Origin of the sequence: Streptomyces sp. DH41 (genome assembly GCF_029813785.1) — a bacterium.
Classification (GTDB): Bacteria; Actinomycetota; Actinomycetes; order Streptomycetales; family Streptomycetaceae; genus Streptomyces.
Genome location: NZ_JARVKY010000011.1, coordinates 40,854 through 57,575 on the forward strand (window position 1 = coordinate 40,854; position 16,722 = coordinate 57,575).

General features: G+C 67.8%; 16 protein-coding genes and 3 pseudogenes. 8 read left to right on the top strand and 11 right to left on the bottom strand.

Features of this window, described 5'->3' with window-relative positions; all coding sequences use genetic code 11:
• Positions 1–423 precede the first annotated feature (423 nt).
• The 4 genes from QC283_RS19300 (at position 424) to QC283_RS19315 (ending at position 5,310) form a co-directional block, all read left to right on the top strand.
• Positions 424–1,893, top strand: a complete 1,470-nt coding sequence (locus QC283_RS19300) for a UvrD-helicase domain-containing protein (protein ID WP_279562819.1) — start codon at positions 424–426, stop codon at positions 1,891–1,893.
• A gap of 90 nt (positions 1,894–1,983) precedes the next feature.
• A complete protein-coding gene (locus tag QC283_RS19305) occupies positions 1,984–2,193 on the top strand; it encodes a hypothetical protein (RefSeq protein WP_193460641.1) in 210 nt (69 codons plus the stop codon).
• A 1,241-nt stretch (positions 2,194–3,434) separates the two neighbouring features.
• Positions 3,435–4,988, top strand: a complete 1,554-nt coding sequence (locus QC283_RS19310; RefSeq protein WP_279562820.1) for a zinc-ribbon domain-containing protein — start codon at positions 3,435–3,437, stop codon at positions 4,986–4,988.
• 16 nt (positions 4,989–5,004) lie between these two features.
• Entirely contained in the window at positions 5,005–5,310 is a 306-nt protein-coding gene (locus QC283_RS19315) for a hypothetical protein (RefSeq protein WP_279562821.1), read from the top strand.
• Positions 5,311–5,435: 125 nt separating this feature from the next.
• Here QC283_RS19315 and QC283_RS19320 read toward each other — a convergent pair whose 3' ends face one another.
• The 9 genes and pseudogenes from QC283_RS19320 to QC283_RS19360 all read right to left on the bottom strand — a co-directional run bounded on the left by QC283_RS19320 (position 5,436) and on the right by QC283_RS19360 (position 12,044).
• The gene (locus tag QC283_RS19320) at positions 5,436–6,302 is read right to left on the bottom strand and encodes an ATP-binding protein (protein ID WP_279562973.1); all 867 of its coding nucleotides are present in this window, start codon (positions 6,300–6,302) and stop codon (positions 5,436–5,438) included.
• Positions 6,299–6,604, bottom strand: a complete 306-nt coding sequence (locus QC283_RS19325; protein ID WP_279562982.1) for a hypothetical protein — start codon at positions 6,602–6,604, stop codon at positions 6,299–6,301. Before QC283_RS19325 ends, QC283_RS19320 begins: the two co-directional genes overlap by 4 nt.
• A 178-nt stretch (positions 6,605–6,782) precedes the next feature.
• Positions 6,783–7,043: pseudogene (locus tag QC283_RS19330) on the bottom strand (epoxide hydrolase N-terminal domain-containing protein); the annotation flags it as partial.
• Positions 7,044–7,113: 70 nt separating this feature from the next.
• A pseudogene (locus QC283_RS19335) lies at positions 7,114–7,806 on the bottom strand (NADPH-dependent F420 reductase); the annotation flags it as partial.
• 36 nt (positions 7,807–7,842) lie between these two features.
• A complete protein-coding gene (locus tag QC283_RS19340; protein ID WP_279562822.1) occupies positions 7,843–8,784 on the bottom strand; it encodes an SDR family oxidoreductase in 942 nt (313 codons plus the stop codon).
• 65 nt (positions 8,785–8,849) lie between these two features.
• Positions 8,850–9,473 carry an NADPH-dependent F420 reductase gene (locus tag QC283_RS19345; protein ID WP_279562823.1) on the bottom strand — a complete coding sequence of 208 codons (624 nt, stop codon included), beginning with the start codon at positions 9,471–9,473 and terminating at the stop codon, positions 8,850–8,852.
• Positions 9,474–9,521: 48 nt separating this feature from the next.
• Positions 9,522–10,424, bottom strand: coding sequence for a TIGR03619 family F420-dependent LLM class oxidoreductase (locus QC283_RS19350; protein WP_279562824.1), 903 nt, complete (start codon positions 10,422–10,424; stop codon positions 9,522–9,524).
• Between the two features lie 148 nt (positions 10,425–10,572).
• Positions 10,573–11,196: an NADPH-dependent F420 reductase gene (locus QC283_RS19355; RefSeq protein WP_279562825.1), complete on the bottom strand. Its 624-nt coding sequence runs from the start codon at positions 11,194–11,196 to the stop codon at positions 10,573–10,575.
• A 113-nt stretch (positions 11,197–11,309) separates the two neighbouring features.
• Positions 11,310–12,044, bottom strand: coding sequence for an SDR family NAD(P)-dependent oxidoreductase (locus tag QC283_RS19360; protein ID WP_279562826.1), 735 nt, complete (start codon positions 12,042–12,044; stop codon positions 11,310–11,312).
• 159 nt (positions 12,045–12,203) lie between these two features.
• Here QC283_RS19360 and QC283_RS19365 point away from each other — a divergent pair, with 159 nt between their 5' ends.
• The gene (locus tag QC283_RS19365; RefSeq protein WP_279562827.1) at positions 12,204–13,115 is read left to right on the top strand and encodes a LysR family transcriptional regulator; all 912 of its coding nucleotides are present in this window, start codon (positions 12,204–12,206) and stop codon (positions 13,113–13,115) included.
• A 162-nt stretch (positions 13,116–13,277) separates the two neighbouring features.
• Positions 13,278–13,379: pseudogene (locus QC283_RS39600) on the top strand (hypothetical protein); the annotation flags it as partial.
• Positions 13,380–13,387: 8 nt separating this feature from the next.
• Here QC283_RS39600 and QC283_RS39605 read toward each other — a convergent pair.
• Entirely contained in the window at positions 13,388–13,549 is a 162-nt protein-coding gene (locus QC283_RS39605; RefSeq protein ID WP_383527720.1) for a hypothetical protein, read from the bottom strand.
• Between QC283_RS39605 and QC283_RS19370 the strand changes: the two genes are divergently transcribed.
• Complete coding sequence (locus tag QC283_RS19370; protein ID WP_443032646.1) at positions 13,524–14,321, top strand: IS3 family transposase; 798 nt, start codon at positions 13,524–13,526, stop codon at positions 14,319–14,321. The genes QC283_RS39605 and QC283_RS19370 overlap by 26 nt on opposite strands.
• On the opposite strand, the gene QC283_RS19375 is transcribed toward QC283_RS19370, so the two are convergent.
• Complete coding sequence (locus QC283_RS19375) at positions 14,276–14,827, bottom strand: type I-E CRISPR-associated protein Cas5/CasD (RefSeq protein ID WP_279562828.1); 552 nt, start codon at positions 14,825–14,827, stop codon at positions 14,276–14,278. The genes QC283_RS19370 and QC283_RS19375 overlap by 46 nt on opposite strands.
• 283 nt (positions 14,828–15,110) lie before the next feature.
• On the opposite strand from QC283_RS19375, the gene QC283_RS19380 reads away from it, so the two are divergent.
• On the top strand, positions 15,111–16,694 hold the full coding sequence (locus QC283_RS19380) for a class I adenylate-forming enzyme family protein (protein WP_279562829.1): 1,584 nt from the start codon (positions 15,111–15,113) through the stop codon (positions 16,692–16,694).
• Positions 16,695–16,722: the final 28 nt, after the last annotated feature.

Here is a 16,722-nt window from a genome sequence, read left to right on the forward strand (position 1 = left end):
CTGCACGCGCCGCGGCACCAACGGGACACTCGACTGCCGATCGACGTCCTGATCACGCACCACCCCAGCCGGCGCGACCGGGTTCTGCCCGACATCACTCTCGGCTCCTTGAGCCGTTGTGGCCCTGGGCAGCGGCCGCAGGATGTGCTCAGCCGGTGCGTGGCCGCGGACCGTGCCCAGCATGAGCAGGAACGCGCTCGGCGCCCGGCGAACCCGCTCGAGAGCCTGCCCGCCCACCCCACCGTCGAAGAAGTCCTGGGCTGCGCGGCCCGAATCCTGCACAGCCGGCATCACCACTGCATCCCGGCAATGCTGTGAGCCCATCCCGGGCGCTGCACCTTGCCGGCATGGCAACTACCACCACAACCCTTGCTTATCGCTCTTTTCCCCCTTCCAACGCTTTTCTCTTTCGCGGAGTTCTTGTTGCATACGCCCACCGACGAACAGGCGCACACCGTAGACGTTTTCCGGGCCGGCCACCATCTCGTCCTGCAGGCCGGCGCCGGGACGGGGAAGACCAGCACCCTCGGCCTCCTCGCGGCCGGAACCCACCGCCGCGGCCGCTACCTCGCCTTCAACAAGAACATCGCGCAGGACGCCGCCGGCCGCTTCCCCCGCACGGTGCTGTGCAAGACCGCCCACGCCACAGCCTTCGCCGCCGTCGGTCACCGCTACACCCGCCGGCTCAACAGCCCCCGCCAGCCCGCGTGGAAGACCGGCCAGGCGCTCGGCATCACGCGTCCGGTCCGCATCGGCTCTCACGAGATCGACCCCCGCGCGCTCTCCCACACCGTGCTGCGCACCGTCACCCGCTACTGCTACTCCGCCGACCGCACCCTGGCCCGCCACCACGTGCCACGACTGCGCGGCCTGGACACACCCGGCGACCATGCCCGACTTGCCGACGAGGTCATGCCGTTCGCAACCAAGGCCTGGGCCGACCTGCACAACCCCGACCAGGGCGTGGTCCGTTTCGAACACGACCACTACCTGAAAATGTGGGCCCTGACCGGGCCGGTCCTCGAAGCCGACTTCCTCTTCCTCGACGAGGCCCAGGACACCAACCCGGTCCTGGAAGACGTCTTCACCGCCCAGCGCGGTCACGCACAGCTCGTCATGGTCGGCGACTCCGCCCAGGCCATCTACGGCTGGCGCGGCGCCCGGGACGTGATGACCGGCTTCGACGCCACACCTCTCACCCTGACCCGCTCCTTCCGCTTCGGCCCCCTGATCGCCGAAGAGGCCAACCGGTGGCTCACCCTCGCCGACGCCCCCATCCGGCTGACCGGCAGCGACACCATCCCCACCGACATCGGCAGCCTCGACCGGCCGGACGCGGTGCTGTGCCGCACCAACATCGGCGCCATGGCCGAAGTCATGCAACTGCTCGCCACCGGCCACCGCGTCGCCCTCACCCGCGGAGGACAGCAGCTGGCCGCGCTCGCCCTCGCGGCCCGCGACCTCAAAGGCGGCCGCCGCACCTCCCACCCCGAACTCGTGCTCTTCGCCTCTTGGGGCGAACTGCAGGACTACACCGCCCACGACCCCGCAGGACGCGACCTCCAGCCCTTCGTCGACCTCGTCGACACCCACGGGCCCGACGCCATCCTCACCGCCGTCGACCAACTCACCGATGAACAGCACGCCAACGTCACCGTCTCCACCGCCCACACCGCCAAGGGCCGCGAATGGCCCACCGTCAAAATCGCCGACGACTTCCCCCCGCCCAAGGACACCGACCAGCACGACGCCCAAGGACGCCCCATCCCGGAACCCGTCAGCGACACCGACGCCCGTCTCGCCTACGTCGCCGTCACCCGCGCCCGCCACCACCTCGACCTCGGCGGCCTCTTCTGGATCAACACCCACCCCCCTGCAGCGAGCGCGGGCTGAAGCCGCACAACGGGTAGCGTCATGACCTGCGCGGGTTAACGCCCGGCTCCCCGCCGAGCAGCAGGCCCACCGGCCAAAGGAGGCCACACGATGACATTCACGGCCGCGGAACGAGAAGCGATCGCCGCCCACTCCACCGCTCTCGGCCTGTCCGCCGATGAGTACATCCGTCAGACGGCAGCCGCCCGGGCCCTGTCCTGGCAACGCGAGCGGGAAACCTTCCACGCAATGGCGCAGCGACGCGGCTGCACCGCCGACGAGCTGGTGCAGCGCGGAACCCTCACCGACAACAGCCACTAACAGCCCGCACCCACAGCCCCCGGGGACAGCTGCCACGCGAGAGGTGCGGCTCGTCCGACAAGGCCACTGCCTGTGGCCGACCGCCTGTTCGGCCCGGTTCGCGTGCTCCGCCTTGCCCTCCGGCAGAAGGCACCGCTGACTGCCGCCCGGACCACACGAGTAAGACCCTCTATCGATAAAGTCGGCCTCGCAGGTCAGCAAGGGGCCATCCCCACGTAAGTAGGGGTCTATCCACGGCCGCACCACCGGCGGCGTCACCACCTGGTTCTTCCCCACGCGGGTGGGGGTCCGCCCTCAACGAACGCGGCCAACCAGCTGCTGAGCAGTAAGCGGGCGCCGGTCGAGTACTGCTTCGTGGACCGAGACGGGGCTCCGGAGCAACCGGCCCGTGTGGGGGCCCTGGCGGGTACAGCCAAGGACGACTTCTCGGAGTTGGCGGGTGCTGAATCGCCGGGTAGGGGCTGCTGGGTAGTCAGCGTTTGATGCGTCCGCGGATGGCGAGTGCTCCTAGGGCGAGGAGGGTGGGTTCGAGGGGACCGGAGGTCATCTCAATGTAGGTGCCGATGGTGGTGAGGTTCTGCCTGGAGGAGCGGAACACCACGGAGTTGACGACGACATGGGTGGCCCTCTCTGCGCGGGCCCAAGACCACCGCTGTGCCCATTCCTCATATAAGACAGGGCCGGGAGTGCTGGTGTGGAGACTGATCTCGCTGCCGTTCAGGGTGCCGGTCGTAGCAAGATCGGGATCGCGGGTAGGCAGACCGAAGACCCGGCAGCAGCGCGGTCAGTGACATGGCGGCAAGCAGCCAAGTGAAAGCGCGAGAGGCGCGCAGCCCGTAGCCGGAAGTGCCTGCCGAGTGAGTTCGGCTGGCCATGACGTCGTTCAGCGGCGCTGAGGCTGGCGCGTGAGGCCCAAACGCCGTGCGGGTGACAGGAGGTTGCCCCGCGGCCTGCCTCCCGCTGTCCACCCGCCCCTGCCTCTGAAGCACTCCGGGACAGGCCGGAGCCCCCATCAGACCCAGAGCGCTTCTCCCGTCCGAGTGGACGTTTACAACAGAACGGCGTTCTGGTCAGCAGGTTGCGTTTGGGGCAGGGCGCGGGCAATCGACAGGGAACCACCAGCCGGTTTGTGACTTCTTCGAATTCACTCTACGGTCTGTCTTCAACTTCGTCGGCCCGGCGGCCTCTTGGGTTCGATCCTGAGGACTGAGGGACTGACTTGCCCCTGAGGAGAAGACACCGTGTTACGCGCATCGCTGCCGAAGACCGTTCGGCGAAACCTGGGCGAGCATCCCGTCGCCAAGGAGTTCCACCCTGAGCGCAATGAGGGACTGACAGCAGAGGAGGTGCCCTACAGCTGGAAGACCAAGGTGTGGTGGCAATGCTCTGCGAACCCTGCTCACGAATGGTCCGCAACGGTCAACAATCGCACCAAGCCGCAGTCCACCGGTTGCCCAGCCTGCCGAGGCAAACGCCTCAGCGGACAGGTGCCCTTTGAGCGAAGCCTGGCCGCCATCTCTCCAGACGTAGCCAAGGATCTCAACCCGGAACGTTCCGGATTCACCGCCTCAGAGGTGCTCAACGGCAGCAAGAGCGTGGCCTGGTGGCGGTGCCTGGCGGGACACCCGGACTACGACATGAGCGTGAACTCCCGGACCAATGCGACCCGCCCGCAGGGCTGCCCGTACTGCGCACGCAAGCGTCTGGCTCGCGAGCACAGTCTCGCCGAAGTCGCCCCCGACGTGGCACTGGAGTTCGACGCGCCGGTCAACGGCACGACGGCCCACGAGATCTTCGCCCAGGACAACCGGGTCCTGGCCTGGTTCTGCCGGAGTCACCCGGAGCACCGCTGGACGGCCAGTCCGAACAACCGGGTCGGCAAGGGGTCTCGATGCCCCTTCTGCAGCGGAGCCCGGGTGTGGGACGTTAACCGCCTGGCGAGCAACCGGCCTGATATTGCCCGCCAGTGGGACCACGAGCGCAACGGCGCGCTCAGCCCGCGCGACGTATCGGTCGGCTCCAGCCGGATCGTCCACTGGGTATGCCGGAAGGGGCCCGACCACCGCTGGCAAGCTCGGGTCTACAAACGAGCCAGTGGGCAGGGCTGCCCTTACTGTGCCGGAAACAAAGTGTCCACCACCAGCAGCCTTCTCGCCGTGCGCCCCGATCTGGCCGTCCAGCTCGATCCGGTCAGATCCAAGATCAGCGCAGCAGAGCTGACCTCGGGCAGCAGCATGAAGGTCCACTGGATCTGTCCGATCAACCGGGAGCATGCCTGGATCGCCACCGTCACAAACCGCACAAGGGGCGGCACGGGCTGCCCCCACTGCAACATCCCGGGAACCTCCGCCCAGGAGGTGCGGCTGGCCGCGGAGCTGTCGGTCGTCCTCCCTCTGGATCCCGACCGCCGCACCATCCGCACCGCCAAGGGCATCGAACGGGTGGACATGTACATCCCGGAACTCTCTCTTGTTCTCGAATTCGACGGCTCGTACTGGCACGAGAGCACAGCCGAGATGGACGCAGCGAAGTCACAACGCCTCGCCGATGCAGTCGACCATGCGGTCCGTGTCCGAGAGCATCCGCTCGAACTACTCAATCCCATAAAAGATGTGAACGTGCCTTTCCTGTCTCCGGCACACGAAGCTGCAGTCATAGTTCTCGAGCACCTCGTCCGGCTCCGAGTCATCCCGCCACAAGTGCTGACTCGCTATACCAGCTCACAAGGCCCCAGGGCAGCCGAAGCCGCCGAAGCCCGCCTCGACGAACTGCGCCGCCGAGCCACCCAGAAGTGATCGCGAACCGTTCCTGATGTCAGCGATCGGTCATGCCGCGTTATGGGTAGTGCTCGTCTCGGTGCTGCCCGGGGTGCTCCTGGCGGTGACCCGGAGCTTCAACGAGACGCTCGCCGGTATCTCCCGCTTCCACACGGAGTCGATGCGGCGCCGGCGCGAAGACGAGTTGCTGGGCAAGATCATCGACATTGACGCGAATGGAGGCCTCGGACACATCGAACGGGTACGACACGAGCGCCCACTATGTGCTGCCACGCCCGCCGTTGACCCGGCCCCTCCCACCCCGTCGGGCGACGCCCTGCCGTCCGATTCACCCCCATGATCGCGGAGGCCACGGACAGCAGCCCCGCCTGCCCCTACGAGGCGCCGGGCCTGGCTGGCTGCCCAGTTCGGTTTCGGGCAGCACGGCCCCTGGACGGCTACGGTGGGCCATACGTGACAGGGCCTTCAGTCGACGTGGCGTTGGGTGGGGTCGAGGCGACTGAGGACGGCGCGCACCAGGTCCCGGCTGTAGGGAGGAAACGGTGCGGCTGCGCCCTCTGGCGCAGCCGGTTGCGGCGGACCCGCGCTACCGGGACCCTTCGCGTCGGTGCCGCCGTGCTCGTCCCAGAGCAGGTAGGTGATTTTGGCCCATTGGCGGAAGTTGCCGTGGCAGGCGACGTCGTCGATCCACAGCAGTTCGTCTGCGGGTACGTCCGCCCACAGCGGGTGGTACTTGGGGATGACGGTGAGGACTTCGGCGGGTGTGAGGGGCTTGTAGCGCTGCCAGACGAGGATGCGGGAATCCAGCGCCGGACGGTTCTTGATCTTCTGGTAGCAGGTCTCGGCGCCGACCAGGACGACGGCGAGGCGGGTGTCCTCGTCGTCCCAAAGCTCGCGGATGAATTCGAAGGCCCGGGTGTCCAGCCACTGGGCTTCGTCGACGACCAGGACGCGCGGGGTTTCCGACAGGGCTTCCTTGAGGATGGTTTCGCAGCGGGTGCTGTTGAGGGGGGCCTCGCCGGGAAGGTCGAGCTTTTTGTACAGGGAGGCGCGCAGGGCCTGGATTTTGGCGGAGCCGACTTTGATGCGCAGGGTGGTGTGGGGGGCGAGGTCGTCGAGGTGGCTGTTGACGGCGAAGGTCTTGCCCAGGCCGACGCCGCCGTGGACACACATGATGGCGCCCTTACCGGCGTCGGCGTTGAGGGTGGTGTGGAGGTTGGCGTAGGTCTCTGCGCTGGCCTGGGTCAGCATGGCGCGGGCGCCGGGCAGGCCCATGTAGTGGTAGTTGGAGCCGGCGGTCGGCTGGTTTTCGGGCGTGGTCGGGTGGGTCACGCGGTGTCCTGGGGTTTGGGGTCGGTCAGGGGTTTGGTCCAGCGGGCGGAGTCGGGCTGGGGTCGGTTGAGGAGGTCGGGCCGGGCCTCGGCGTGCAGGTGAACTTCCGGTGTCTGCAGCTCGCGTAGCTGGGCGGCTGCCTGGCTGGCGGTGAGCCGGTTGAGGGGTTCGGGCGCGGCGGCGACGGTGGTGGCGGCGTAGCGGGGGTTGGCGTTTTTGCGGGCTCGGCGGGCTTTGGCGGCGTAGCGGTCGGCTTCGCGTCGGCGGGCATTGTGCAGTGCGCGGGCTTGGCGGGGGCTCATTTCGTCGCTGCGGAAGGCGGGGCCGCGGTAGGTGAGGGTGTCGGCGTCGTAGAGTTCGACGCGGTGGTAGTGGTGGGGTCTTCGACGGCTCCGCGAGACGCCGGGCGAGGTCGGTGAGCTCCAGGAAGGTGCTGGGCCAGCCGTGGGTCAGCACGATCGGCAGGGCGCCCGGTCGCTTGCCGTCGAACCGGAGGTAATGGACGGGCGTGCCGCCGGTGGTGGCCGTGTGGTGCGGCAGGGCGTTGATCCGCGCCTCGTGGGTGCGCCAGTCATAGCCCGCGGCCCAGTACTCCGCCAGGCGGCGCATCTCAGTGCTGTCGGCGCCCGCTTCCCAGCCGTCGACGGGCCACCGGGTGGGCCACCGGGTGGCGCGTAGCCGCGCGCGCAGGTCGTCGAGTTCCGCATCGGTCACAGCGATCAGCGGCGGGGGGCCGGTCATGTGCCTCTCCTGGTCGTGCTCACGTGCTCAGTGCTGGTCGACGATGTCGCCGGCCCGCGCCGGCCTGCGGTTACCGCGTGGCGGTGGCCAGTGCCGCGCAGATGACGTCGTCGCCGGCGGGCCGGCCCTTCTCGTTCGAGTACGGCCCATAGGGGGCGCCCCACACGGGTGTGCCCGTGGCCTGCCGCCAGCTGTCGGCCAGCGGGCCCGCGTCCACCACGCCGTACCCGATGGAGTCGATGAAGTCGGTGACCGCCGCCTTCGCCGGCGCCGAGTCCGCGGCGATCGGCAGGTACGACCGGTCGGCCGCCCCCGCCGGACGGGCGAGTGACAGCAGGTGCTTGAAGTAGATGGTGTTGAACGCCTTTACGAGCCCGGCGTCCGGGACGTACCGCAGCAGCAGCTCGCTCGAGGTGAGCGATCCACTGTCGAGCTCGGGGATGTGCCCGTCACGCTCGGGGCCGTAGTTGCATGTGTCGATGACCGTCTTTCCCGCCAGTGGCGCGGCGGGAAGGCCGGGGAAGGCCGTGACCGGCACCGTGACCACGACGATGTCACCGGCCTCCGCGGCTTCCTCGCTCGTCGCCGCGGAGGCCCCCGGACCCAGTCTCGCGACCGTGTCCGTGAGCGTCCCGGGACCGCGCGAGTTGCTGAGCACGACCTGGTGGCCGGCCTCGACGGCGAGCCGTGCGATGGTGCTGCCGATGGCTCCGCTTCCGATGAATCCCACAGTCGTCATGTTCTCGGCGTCCTTCCAGGAGAGCCTTGTCCTTGTACGAGCCTTGCCCTTTCCCTGCTGTCAGCCGGCGGGGAAGTAGTGGCCGTTGTCCAGATTGGCGAGCAGGCGGGGCTGACCCGGCCCCCAGCCGAGGGTCCGGCGGGTGATGAGGTTGGAGGTCGGGTAGCTCTGCGTGACGACGCTCGTAAGGAACCCGAAATGTGCCGGCAGGATCAGCTCGTCCAGGGGAACGCTCACGGCGGGCAGGCCCAGGCGGCTGCCGATGGCCTCGGCGATCTCGCGGAACGGGACGCCCCCGTCCTCGACCGCGTGCCAGTAGCTGCCGGCCGGGCCCTTCTCCAGCGCCAGACGGAACAGGGAGGCGGCATCGCGGGCGTGCACGGCGTTCCACCGGTTCGCGCCGTCTTCGGGGTAGCCGGCGAAGCCCTTCTCCTTCGCGAGCGCGATCAGCATGGGGAGAAAGCCACGGTCGGTCGTGCTGTGCATGATGTTGGCGATCCGCACGACCGAGGACCGTACGTTCTGCTCGGCGAGTCCGATGACGGCGGACTCCACGACATTACGGGCCCGCAGGGTGCCCTTGTGCTCGTCACCGACGGGCAGGGCCGGGTCTTCCTCGGTACCCGGCCGGCCCAGGTACGTTCCGGTTCCGGGCGAGCCGATGCTTCCCGCCGCGACCAGCGGCTTACCGGTCCCCGCGAGGGCCTCGCCGTACGCGAGCATGACCGGGAGCTCCGCGGCGGCCACGGCGGCCATCCCGCCGGAGGGAAGCAGGTCCTGCCGGTGCGCGACGTGGATGACGCCGTCGGAGTCCGCGGCCGCCTCCTTGAGCCCGTCGAGGTCCTGGAGGTCGCCGCGGCGTATCTTCGCGCCGAGCGCGGACAGTGCCGCGGCGGCCGTGTCCGACCGGACGAGGCCGGTGACCTCGTGTCCTGCGGCGATGAGTTCGGGGATGATGTACGAACCGGAATGGCCGGTCCCGCCAGTGACGAAGACTCGCAACGTACTGCTCCTTGTCGGTGATGTGGTGCGCGAAGTGGTGGTGCCGGGTGGTGGTGCGGGTGTGCTCAGCCGCGGAGTTCGACGCCGATGGCGACGTCGAAGGTCCCCGCGCCGTTCCGGGCCAGGCCCATCAGCAGCGGCCCGATCCCTTCCAGCCAGCGGGCCATCTCCAGGCCGCCGACGTCGAGGGGACGCAGTCCGAGGCTCGCGATGAACGCCGACACGTCGGCCTTGGCCCGTGCGTCGTCTCCGGCGAAGAGCACGTCCAACGGACGCTCCTGGACCAGGACATGGCCGAAGACTGTGTTGAACGCCTTCACGACATGCGCGCCCGCCGGGGCCGCCTTGGCGATCTCCTGCGCACCGGACGTGCCCTCGGGAGTGACCACCCCGGTGGCGTCGGCGTCGAAGGTGTTGGAGATGTCGATGATGACCTTGCCGGCCAAGGCATCCCCGTACTGGGCGACGACCGGCACGGCGCTGGTGTAGGGCACGGCGAGGACAACGATGTGTCCCACAGGGACGGCGCCGAAGGTCCCCACCGTGGCCCCGGCGCCGAGCTCGGCGGCCAGGCCCTTGGCCTTGGCGGCGTCGCGGCCGATCAGCTCGACGGAGTTACCGCCCGCTACCGCACGTGAGGCGATGGCGTGGGTCATGCCCCCGAGACCGATGAAGCTGATGCTGCTCATGGTGAGTTCTCTCTTCCTCTGGCTTCTTCGGTGGTCGTTTCTTGGGTGTCACAACCGGCCGGTACGCTCGATCACCTGGCCGGCGAAGTCGAGTAGCTGGTCAAGGCCGGCGAACATCGTGAAGGCATCGAAGTACGCCTCATCGACACCGGATTCGGCGTACCGCTTCAGTTGGTCCGCGACCGAGTCGACGGACGTGCCCGGCTCGAGGTTGATCCGCATGGCCGTCTTGAGTGCGTCGGGATCGCGGCCGGCCTCCTCCGCCGCTCGACGCGCGATCGACCACAAGCGACCGGCGCCCTCGTCCTGGCTACTGGCCGACGCAGCGGGCGCCGGCCCTTCGACCCCGAGCCAGCCGACCCCGCTGCGGCCGACCCGGCGCATCGCGGCCTCACTGGCACCCCCGATCCAGATGGGCGGCCCGCCCGCCTGGACCGGACGGAGGTCGGCGTGGACCGGTGGCATGGTGAAGAACTCGCTGTCCCAGGACACGGGGCTGGTCGTCCACCACGCCCGCAGGAACGCCAGCGTGTCATCGAGCATCTTGCCGCGTCGGCTCCAGTCCGCGCCGCGGACGATGTCGTACTCCTGCTTCATCCACCCCACCCCCACGCCCACGCCGAGGCGGCCGCCGCTGAGCACGTCGAGCGTGGTCAACTGCCGGGCCAGGTGCGGCGGCTCGTAGTAGAACGTGCTGAGCGTGCTGGTGTTCAGGCGTACCCGGTCGGTCGCCGCCGCAGCGACGGTCAACAGCAGCATCGGGTCGAAGGAGCGGGCCATCTGCGGCCCCCGGTCCAGATAGCCGTTGCCCAGATCAACCGGCGTGACCAGGCGATCGCCGACCCACAGGGTGTCGTAGCCGAGGTCCTCGAGTCCGCGGACGAAAGCGCTCAGGGCGGGGGCGTCGCCGACCGCGGGCCCGACAAGGGGAATCACGAAACCGAGCTGCATTGCGTTGCGCCTCCTCGGGCGAACTCTTTCGCCACTATTGATATCTGGAATCTGACATCTGGCATCTGGCATCGACGAGTCGGTGGTTCCGTCAATTGGCCGGAGCGCACGGCGCGCTATTCGTCGACTGTTCGGTCAGCCCCGGGGGTCAGCCCGTAAACTCGTTGACACCCAGGGCGAAGTTCACGTGGCCGATTCCGTTGCCGGCGAGGCCTACCGTGAGCACGCCCGCTCCTTCGAGCCAGTGCGCCATCTTCAGGCCGCCGACGTCCAGCGGGCGCAGTCCGAGGCTCTTGATGAATGCCGCCACGTCCGCCTTGGCCTGCGGGTCGTCACCGGCGAAGAAGACGTCGGGCCGGCCGTTCTCCAGAACGCCACGAAAGATGGTGTTGAAGGCCTTGAACACGCTGGCGTCGGCCGGGGCCACCTTGGCGACTTCCTGCGCGATCGAGGTCTCCTCGCTGTGGGCCAGGCCGTCGCCCGTGGTGTTGAAGGGGTTGCTGATATCGACGATGGTCTTGCCCGCGAGGGCGTCCCCGTACTGGGCGACGGCCGGAACGACCCCGTCGTACAACATGGCCGTGATGACGATGTCCCCGGCCGGGACGGCGCCCCACTCACCCGTCGTCGTGCCGCCGCCCAGAGCCTTGGCCAGGACCTCGGCCTTGGAGTGATCGCGTGCCATGATCTCGACGGTGTTGCCGCCCGCTACCGCGAGTGCGCCGATCGTGCGGGCCATGTTCCCCGCACCGATGAAGGTGATGCTGCTCATGAGCTGTGCTCTCTTCCTGTTCGCGGGGGCGCCTGTTCTTGAGGCGCCGCTCTGTCTCGTTCGCGCGTGGCCCGGCCTCGTTCGTGCATGACCCGGTCTCGTTCGTGCATGGTTCAGATAGCGGTGGTGCCGCCGTCGGCGACAAGCTCCAGACCGTTGACGTAGCTGGAGTCGCCGGAGGCCAGGAACAGGGCGATCGTGGCGATCTCCTCGGGGCGGCCCATCTTTCCGCGGGGGATCAGGGACTCGAAGGCAGTCCTGGTCGCCTCGTCGAACAGCTCTTCCTGCTTAGCCGTGCCGACCTGGCCGGGGGTCAGGACGTTCACCCGGATCTTGCGGTCGCGCAGCTCGTTGAGCCAGACACGGGCGAAGGCCTGCTGGACCGCCTTGCTTCCCGCGTAGAGGCTCCAGCCGGGGAAGGCGCCGAGGGAGGCGTTGGATCCGGTCATCAAGACCGAGCCGTGGTCGTTGATCAGCGGCAGTGCCTTCTGCACGGTGAACAGGGTGCCGCGGGCGTTGAGCGAGAAGGAGCGGTGGAACTGTTCCTCGGTGATCTCGCCGAGCATGGCGGGCTCACCCATCCCGGCACTGGCCCACAGCACGTCGATCGAGCCCTTCTCCCGCTTGACGGTGTCGTACAAGCGGTCCAGGTCGTCCAGATCGGACGCGTCACCCTGGACCGCGGTGACGTTGCGGCCGATCAGGGCGACGGCCTCGTCCAGTGCTTCCTGCCGCCGGGCCTGGATGAATACATGCGCTCCTTCCTCGACGAAAAGCTTGGCCCCGGCCAGTGCCAATCCGGTGGATCCCCCGGTAATCACCGCTACCTTGCCATCGAGCTTTCCCATGATCACTCCATTGAATTGATGAGCAGCAATTACCGATCCCGAATTCTTGTACCGAATTCTCTCGGCCCTGTGAACGATGCCATTGGCCCGAGCGGGTGTCCAAGACCCGTTTTAGCCGTGGTGATAACCTCAAGGCATTGCCGGACCGGGAGGGGCTCCATGGATCTGGATCTGCGCAAGTTGCGCTACTTCGCCGCCGTCGCCGACAGGCTGCACTTCGGACGCGCCGCCGAGGACCTGCACATCGCGCAGCCGGCGCTCAGCCGGCAGATCCGCGCGCTGGAACAGGACCTCGGCGCCCCCCTGTTCACCAGGGACAGCCACGGCGTCACGCTGACGGACGCGGGCCGACAACTCCTGGCCGACGCCGGTCCATTGCTCGCCTCCGCGCAAGCGGTCAGGCGCCGGGTGACCGCGGCTTCCCGTGGCGGCCGGCGGCTGGTGGTCGGTTTTCGGGCGGGGATCCCGGTCATCCCCGCGGCGCGAGAGTTCGGTGGCCGCCATCCGGACGTGGTCGTGGACGTGCAGCGCATGGAATGGGACGACCAGGTCCCGATGCTGCTCGACGGCCGCGTCGACGTCGGCTTTGTGCGGCTGCCTGTCGACGAGACCGGCCTGCGCCTGACCCCGCTCTACACCGAACCGCTCATGGTGGCGCTGCCCGCGGACCACCCGCTGGCCGGCAAGGAGGAGGTCACCGAGGCGGACCTGGCCGGTGAACCGCTGATCTGGCATGCCGACCCCAGCACGCAGCCCACGAGGCGCCCGCTTCCCGACTCCGGGCTCCGGGTGCGCGGGGTGGAGGAGAAGCTCGAGCACGTCGCGGCCGGCCGTGGCATCTCGTTCGTGGGGCGCTCGGAGACCGTGTTCTACTCACGGCCGGACATCAGGTATGTACCCGTCCCGGACCTGGCGCCCGACCAGGTGTTCGTCGCGATGGCGGCGTCGCGCACCTCGCCGCTGGCCGACGACTTCTTCGCCGCGGCTCAGGCGACGGCCGAGATCACGGCAGAATGCGGGAACTACGAGATGTGGCAGCTTGTGAACGATGCCGCTGCAAAGCGCGGTTGAGCAGTTCGGCTGACAACAGCCGAAGGGCCTTGGCCCTGGATGTTGAACACACGAGACACTGGATCCTGAGGATCTGAGGACGGACGTCTCGTGGTCATGAAGAACTATCCGCCGCAGTTCTAGGCGGACGCGGTCGCGTTGTACGAGTCGCGGCCGGAAGCGATGATCAGGTCGGTCGCCGCCGATCTGGGGATCAATGCGGAGACGCTGCGGAACTGGGTTCGGGCAGCCGGGGTGAGCCGTCCCCGGGGACGGCGGACGCAGGAACCGTCTCAGCCGCCGGCGCCGCTGGAGGCGGAGAACGCCGCTTTGCGGAAGAAGGTCCGTGAGCTGGAGGAGGAACGCGAGATCCCGCGCAAAGCGGCGAAGTATTTCGCCGGGGAGAGGCGCTGGTGAACCGCTTCCAGTGTGTCGCCGACCTCCAGCGCCGTCACGGCGTCGAGCGGCTCTGCAGCATCCTCGGCGTCAGCCGCTCGAGCTTCTACTACTGGTGCCGGACAGCCGCTGACCGGGCCGCCAGGCAGGCGGCCGACGCCCGCCTGGCCGCCCGGATACGGGCGGTGCACCAGGAATCGGGGGGGCGCCTACGGAGCCCCGAGGATCACTGCCGAGCTACGCGAGGAGAATGGTGAGGCGCTCCACCACAAGCGGGTCGCCAGGATTATGCGGGCGTTGGGGATCGAGGGGGTCCGGTGGCGCCGTCGGCACCGCACCACCGTCCCCGCCCCGGCCGCCGTCAAGGCCCCGGGCCTGATCGGCCGCGACTTCACCGCGGACAAGCCGAACACGAAGTACGTCGGCGACATCACCTGCCTGCCCGTCGACGGCGGGAAGTTCTGCTACCTGGCGACCGTCATCGACCTCGCCTCGCGCCGTCTGGCCGGCTGGGCGATCGCCGATCGACGCCTTCAGATGGCTCCACCGCTACAACACCCGACGCCGACACTCCCGCCTCGGACAACGACCACCGATCGCCTACGAGAACGCCCTCCAACTGACACCAACTACGCTGGCACAAGCCGCATAACCCGTTTCCAGGATTCGGGGTCAAGGCCCGTGAACATCTGCACCATGCGGTGGCACAGTCGGATGCCTTGCGCATTGCCGCTCAGTTCGGCGGGCCTCGCGAGAGCTGGGCACGATGGGGGTCGGCCACGCAGTCACCGGGTGCTCCTGTCCGCCGTCGCGAAGTGGGTGTCGATGTAGCTCTGGAGCGTCTCCAGGTGGCCGGCGCCGAAGCCTTCGTAGGCGGTGTCGGGCAGCTGCACGGCACGCCGGTACAGCGGCCGAGGCCGGTACTGGCGTGCCAGGGATGCGAACGACATCGGCTCGTCGGTGACTTCGCCGCTGTGGTGATCTCCGTCGCTCTTGTCCGGGGCGTCGGAGTTCACGGGGAGCGCACCGAGCGGTCTGTCGCCGTAGAAATCGATCGGCCGCGGGCCGCTGCGCGGCCTGTTGGCCGCCAAGGGCAGCTGTACCAGGTGGCGCAGCGGATCTTCCACGCAGCCCAGCAGGACCGGGCCTTCCGGCGGGCATGACCGGCGGCCGAGAAGCAGGGGCCGGTGCGGGTCACACAGGGCAGCGGCGCATGCGTGCAGCAGCGCTTCGTCATCGGATGTCAGCGCGAGCGTGAAAGCAGCGTCGGCCAGGTAGAGACGCTTGGATACCGGAGTGCCCTTACCCTCGGAGCGGTGTTTTCTCTCGTGCTTCAATATTCTACATCTCGAAGCGCGAGGAACGGCCGCCTCGCGCGTCCCGGAATCCTGGCAGCTCAGCAGGTCGAGTGACCTGCGATGTTGAACGCCAAGCTCGGGGGGGGGGGGGGGGGAGCGCTCCGGCTCTTGGGCGAAGGGTGCGTTTACCCGCCCAGGGAAGATCATGCGTTCAAGATACACATGACGGTCGCTAGAGCACTGACGGAACAGGGTTGACCTCTTCCCATTGCATGTCGAAGATTGCACTGCCCAATCGGATGACATCACTACGGAAGGTCCCATGAGCCTGCCCGAGCATTGGTGGAGTAAAAGTCGTAGTTATGTCTCGGAGATTCTCGCGCTGCTCGCAGCCGCGCCGGGTCGAGATGTCGTCTACTGGCGTGGTAAGGCCTTCTCCGGCAGTGATCTGATTCAGTCCGTGACTGAAACTTTCCTTGCGCTGCGCAATAGCGGAGTAGGTAAGGGGGATATGGTAGCGATCCTGGTCGCGCCCAACAGCCCTGAGATGCTCACCGTGCGGTACGCGACGCATTTGCTCGGCGGCGCCGTATGCTATCTGCGAACCACTAATCCCGGTACCAGGACGACGGTCCTTCCGCTGGATCAACAGATCCAGATCCTGCGCGAGACCGAAGCCGTGACCATCTATGCCGATGCCGAAGGCTCCGAGCGCGCGGTGGAGCTCGCTGACGGAAGCGGGATCCCGGTGACGCGGCTTCCGCACGGGGAGCGCGACGAGGCCGGCCGAACCGGTGGTGCCGATGCCCCGGACGCCGTGTCGTGGGAGCCGAACGCGCTGGCCTTCATCGGCTTCACGAGTGGCAGCACGGGGCGGCCCAAGGGCATCCGGTTGTCGGGCCGAGCGTGGGAAGCCACCTTGAGCGCATGGATGGAGCTCGGCCGTGAGGCCGACTGCGCGACGATACTGGTGTCGACCCCTCTGAGTCATGGCGTTGCCCCGATGGCGGACGCAGTCCTCACCCTGGGCGGAGCGCTGTATCTCCACGAGAGTTTCGATGCCGGGAAGTTCGTGGACACCGTCTCGGCGGAGAAGGAGGTCTCGTGGACGTTCATGGCGTCGAACCACGTGTTCCAGCTCATCGACCACCTGCTCGAGCGGGGAATCCGCGACACTGACGCGGTGGAGGCCGCGGGCCTGTCTTCACTGAAGCGGATCGTCTACGGCGGCAGTCCCGCGGCACCCGCAAGAATTGCCCAGGCCTTCCGGATTTTCGGCCCTGTCCTGTGGCAGGGGTATGCCGCGACCGAATGTGGTCGAATCACGACCCTGACTCCTCCGGAGCACGGCGACCCGGATCTTTCGGCTACCGTCGGGCGGCCCTTCCCCTATGTGGAGATCGCCGTATGCGACCCGGATACGGGTGCGCAACTGGCGACGGGCGAAACCGGCGAGGTTCACGTCCGATCTCCCCAGATGATGGACGGCTATCACGGGGACCCGGAATCGACGGCACGAGTTCTTCGTGACGGCTGGTACTCCACCGGAGACATCGGCTTTATCGACGAGCGAGGCTACCTGACACTCATGGGCCGGGTGGCCCATGTCATCAAGGTGGGTGGCGTCAAGGTGCATCCCATCGTTCTCGAGGCGGAAATCCTTTCCCACCCGGGCGTCCGGCATGCCGCCGTCTACAGCGTCCGGGACGAGGACGGAAGCGAGCACATACACGCTGCGATCGAATGCGATCCGGCCGAGGTCGCCGAAGTGGAAGATATCCGCTCGAGAATTGCTGAGGCACTGTCCCCGATTCACGTGCCCGAGAAGATACACGTCTTGAGCACGCTGCCGATGAACAGCAACGGCAAACCCGACAAGGTGCTCCTGAAGTCACAGTTTTCCTAGCGTAGACCTCGTGCGCAGGCCAGTCCAA

Excerpts from the sequence above, each read along its gene's own strand:
- QC283_RS19305 (WP_193460641.1), top strand. The coding sequence starts at position 1,984 with ATGACATTCACGGCCGCGGAACGAGAAGCGATCGCCGCCCACTCCACC.
- QC283_RS19315 (WP_279562821.1), top strand. The coding sequence starts at position 5,005 with ATGTCAGCGATCGGTCATGCCGCGTTATGGGTAGTGCTCGTCTCGGTG.
- QC283_RS19325 (WP_279562982.1), bottom strand. The coding sequence starts at position 6,604 with ATGAGCCCCCGCCAAGCCCGCGCACTGCACAATGCCCGCCGACGCGAA.
- QC283_RS19345 (WP_279562823.1), bottom strand. The coding sequence starts at position 9,473 with ATGAGCAGCATCAGCTTCATCGGTCTCGGGGGCATGACCCACGCCATC.
- QC283_RS19350 (WP_279562824.1), bottom strand. The coding sequence starts at position 10,424 with ATGCAGCTCGGTTTCGTGATTCCCCTTGTCGGGCCCGCGGTCGGCGAC.
- QC283_RS19355 (WP_279562825.1), bottom strand. The coding sequence starts at position 11,196 with ATGAGCAGCATCACCTTCATCGGTGCGGGGAACATGGCCCGCACGATC.
- QC283_RS19360 (WP_279562826.1), bottom strand. The coding sequence starts at position 12,044 with ATGGGAAAGCTCGATGGCAAGGTAGCGGTGATTACCGGGGGATCCACC.
- QC283_RS19365 (WP_279562827.1), top strand. The coding sequence starts at position 12,204 with ATGGATCTGGATCTGCGCAAGTTGCGCTACTTCGCCGCCGTCGCCGAC.
- QC283_RS19380 (WP_279562829.1), top strand. The coding sequence starts at position 15,111 with ATGAGCCTGCCCGAGCATTGGTGGAGTAAAAGTCGTAGTTATGTCTCG.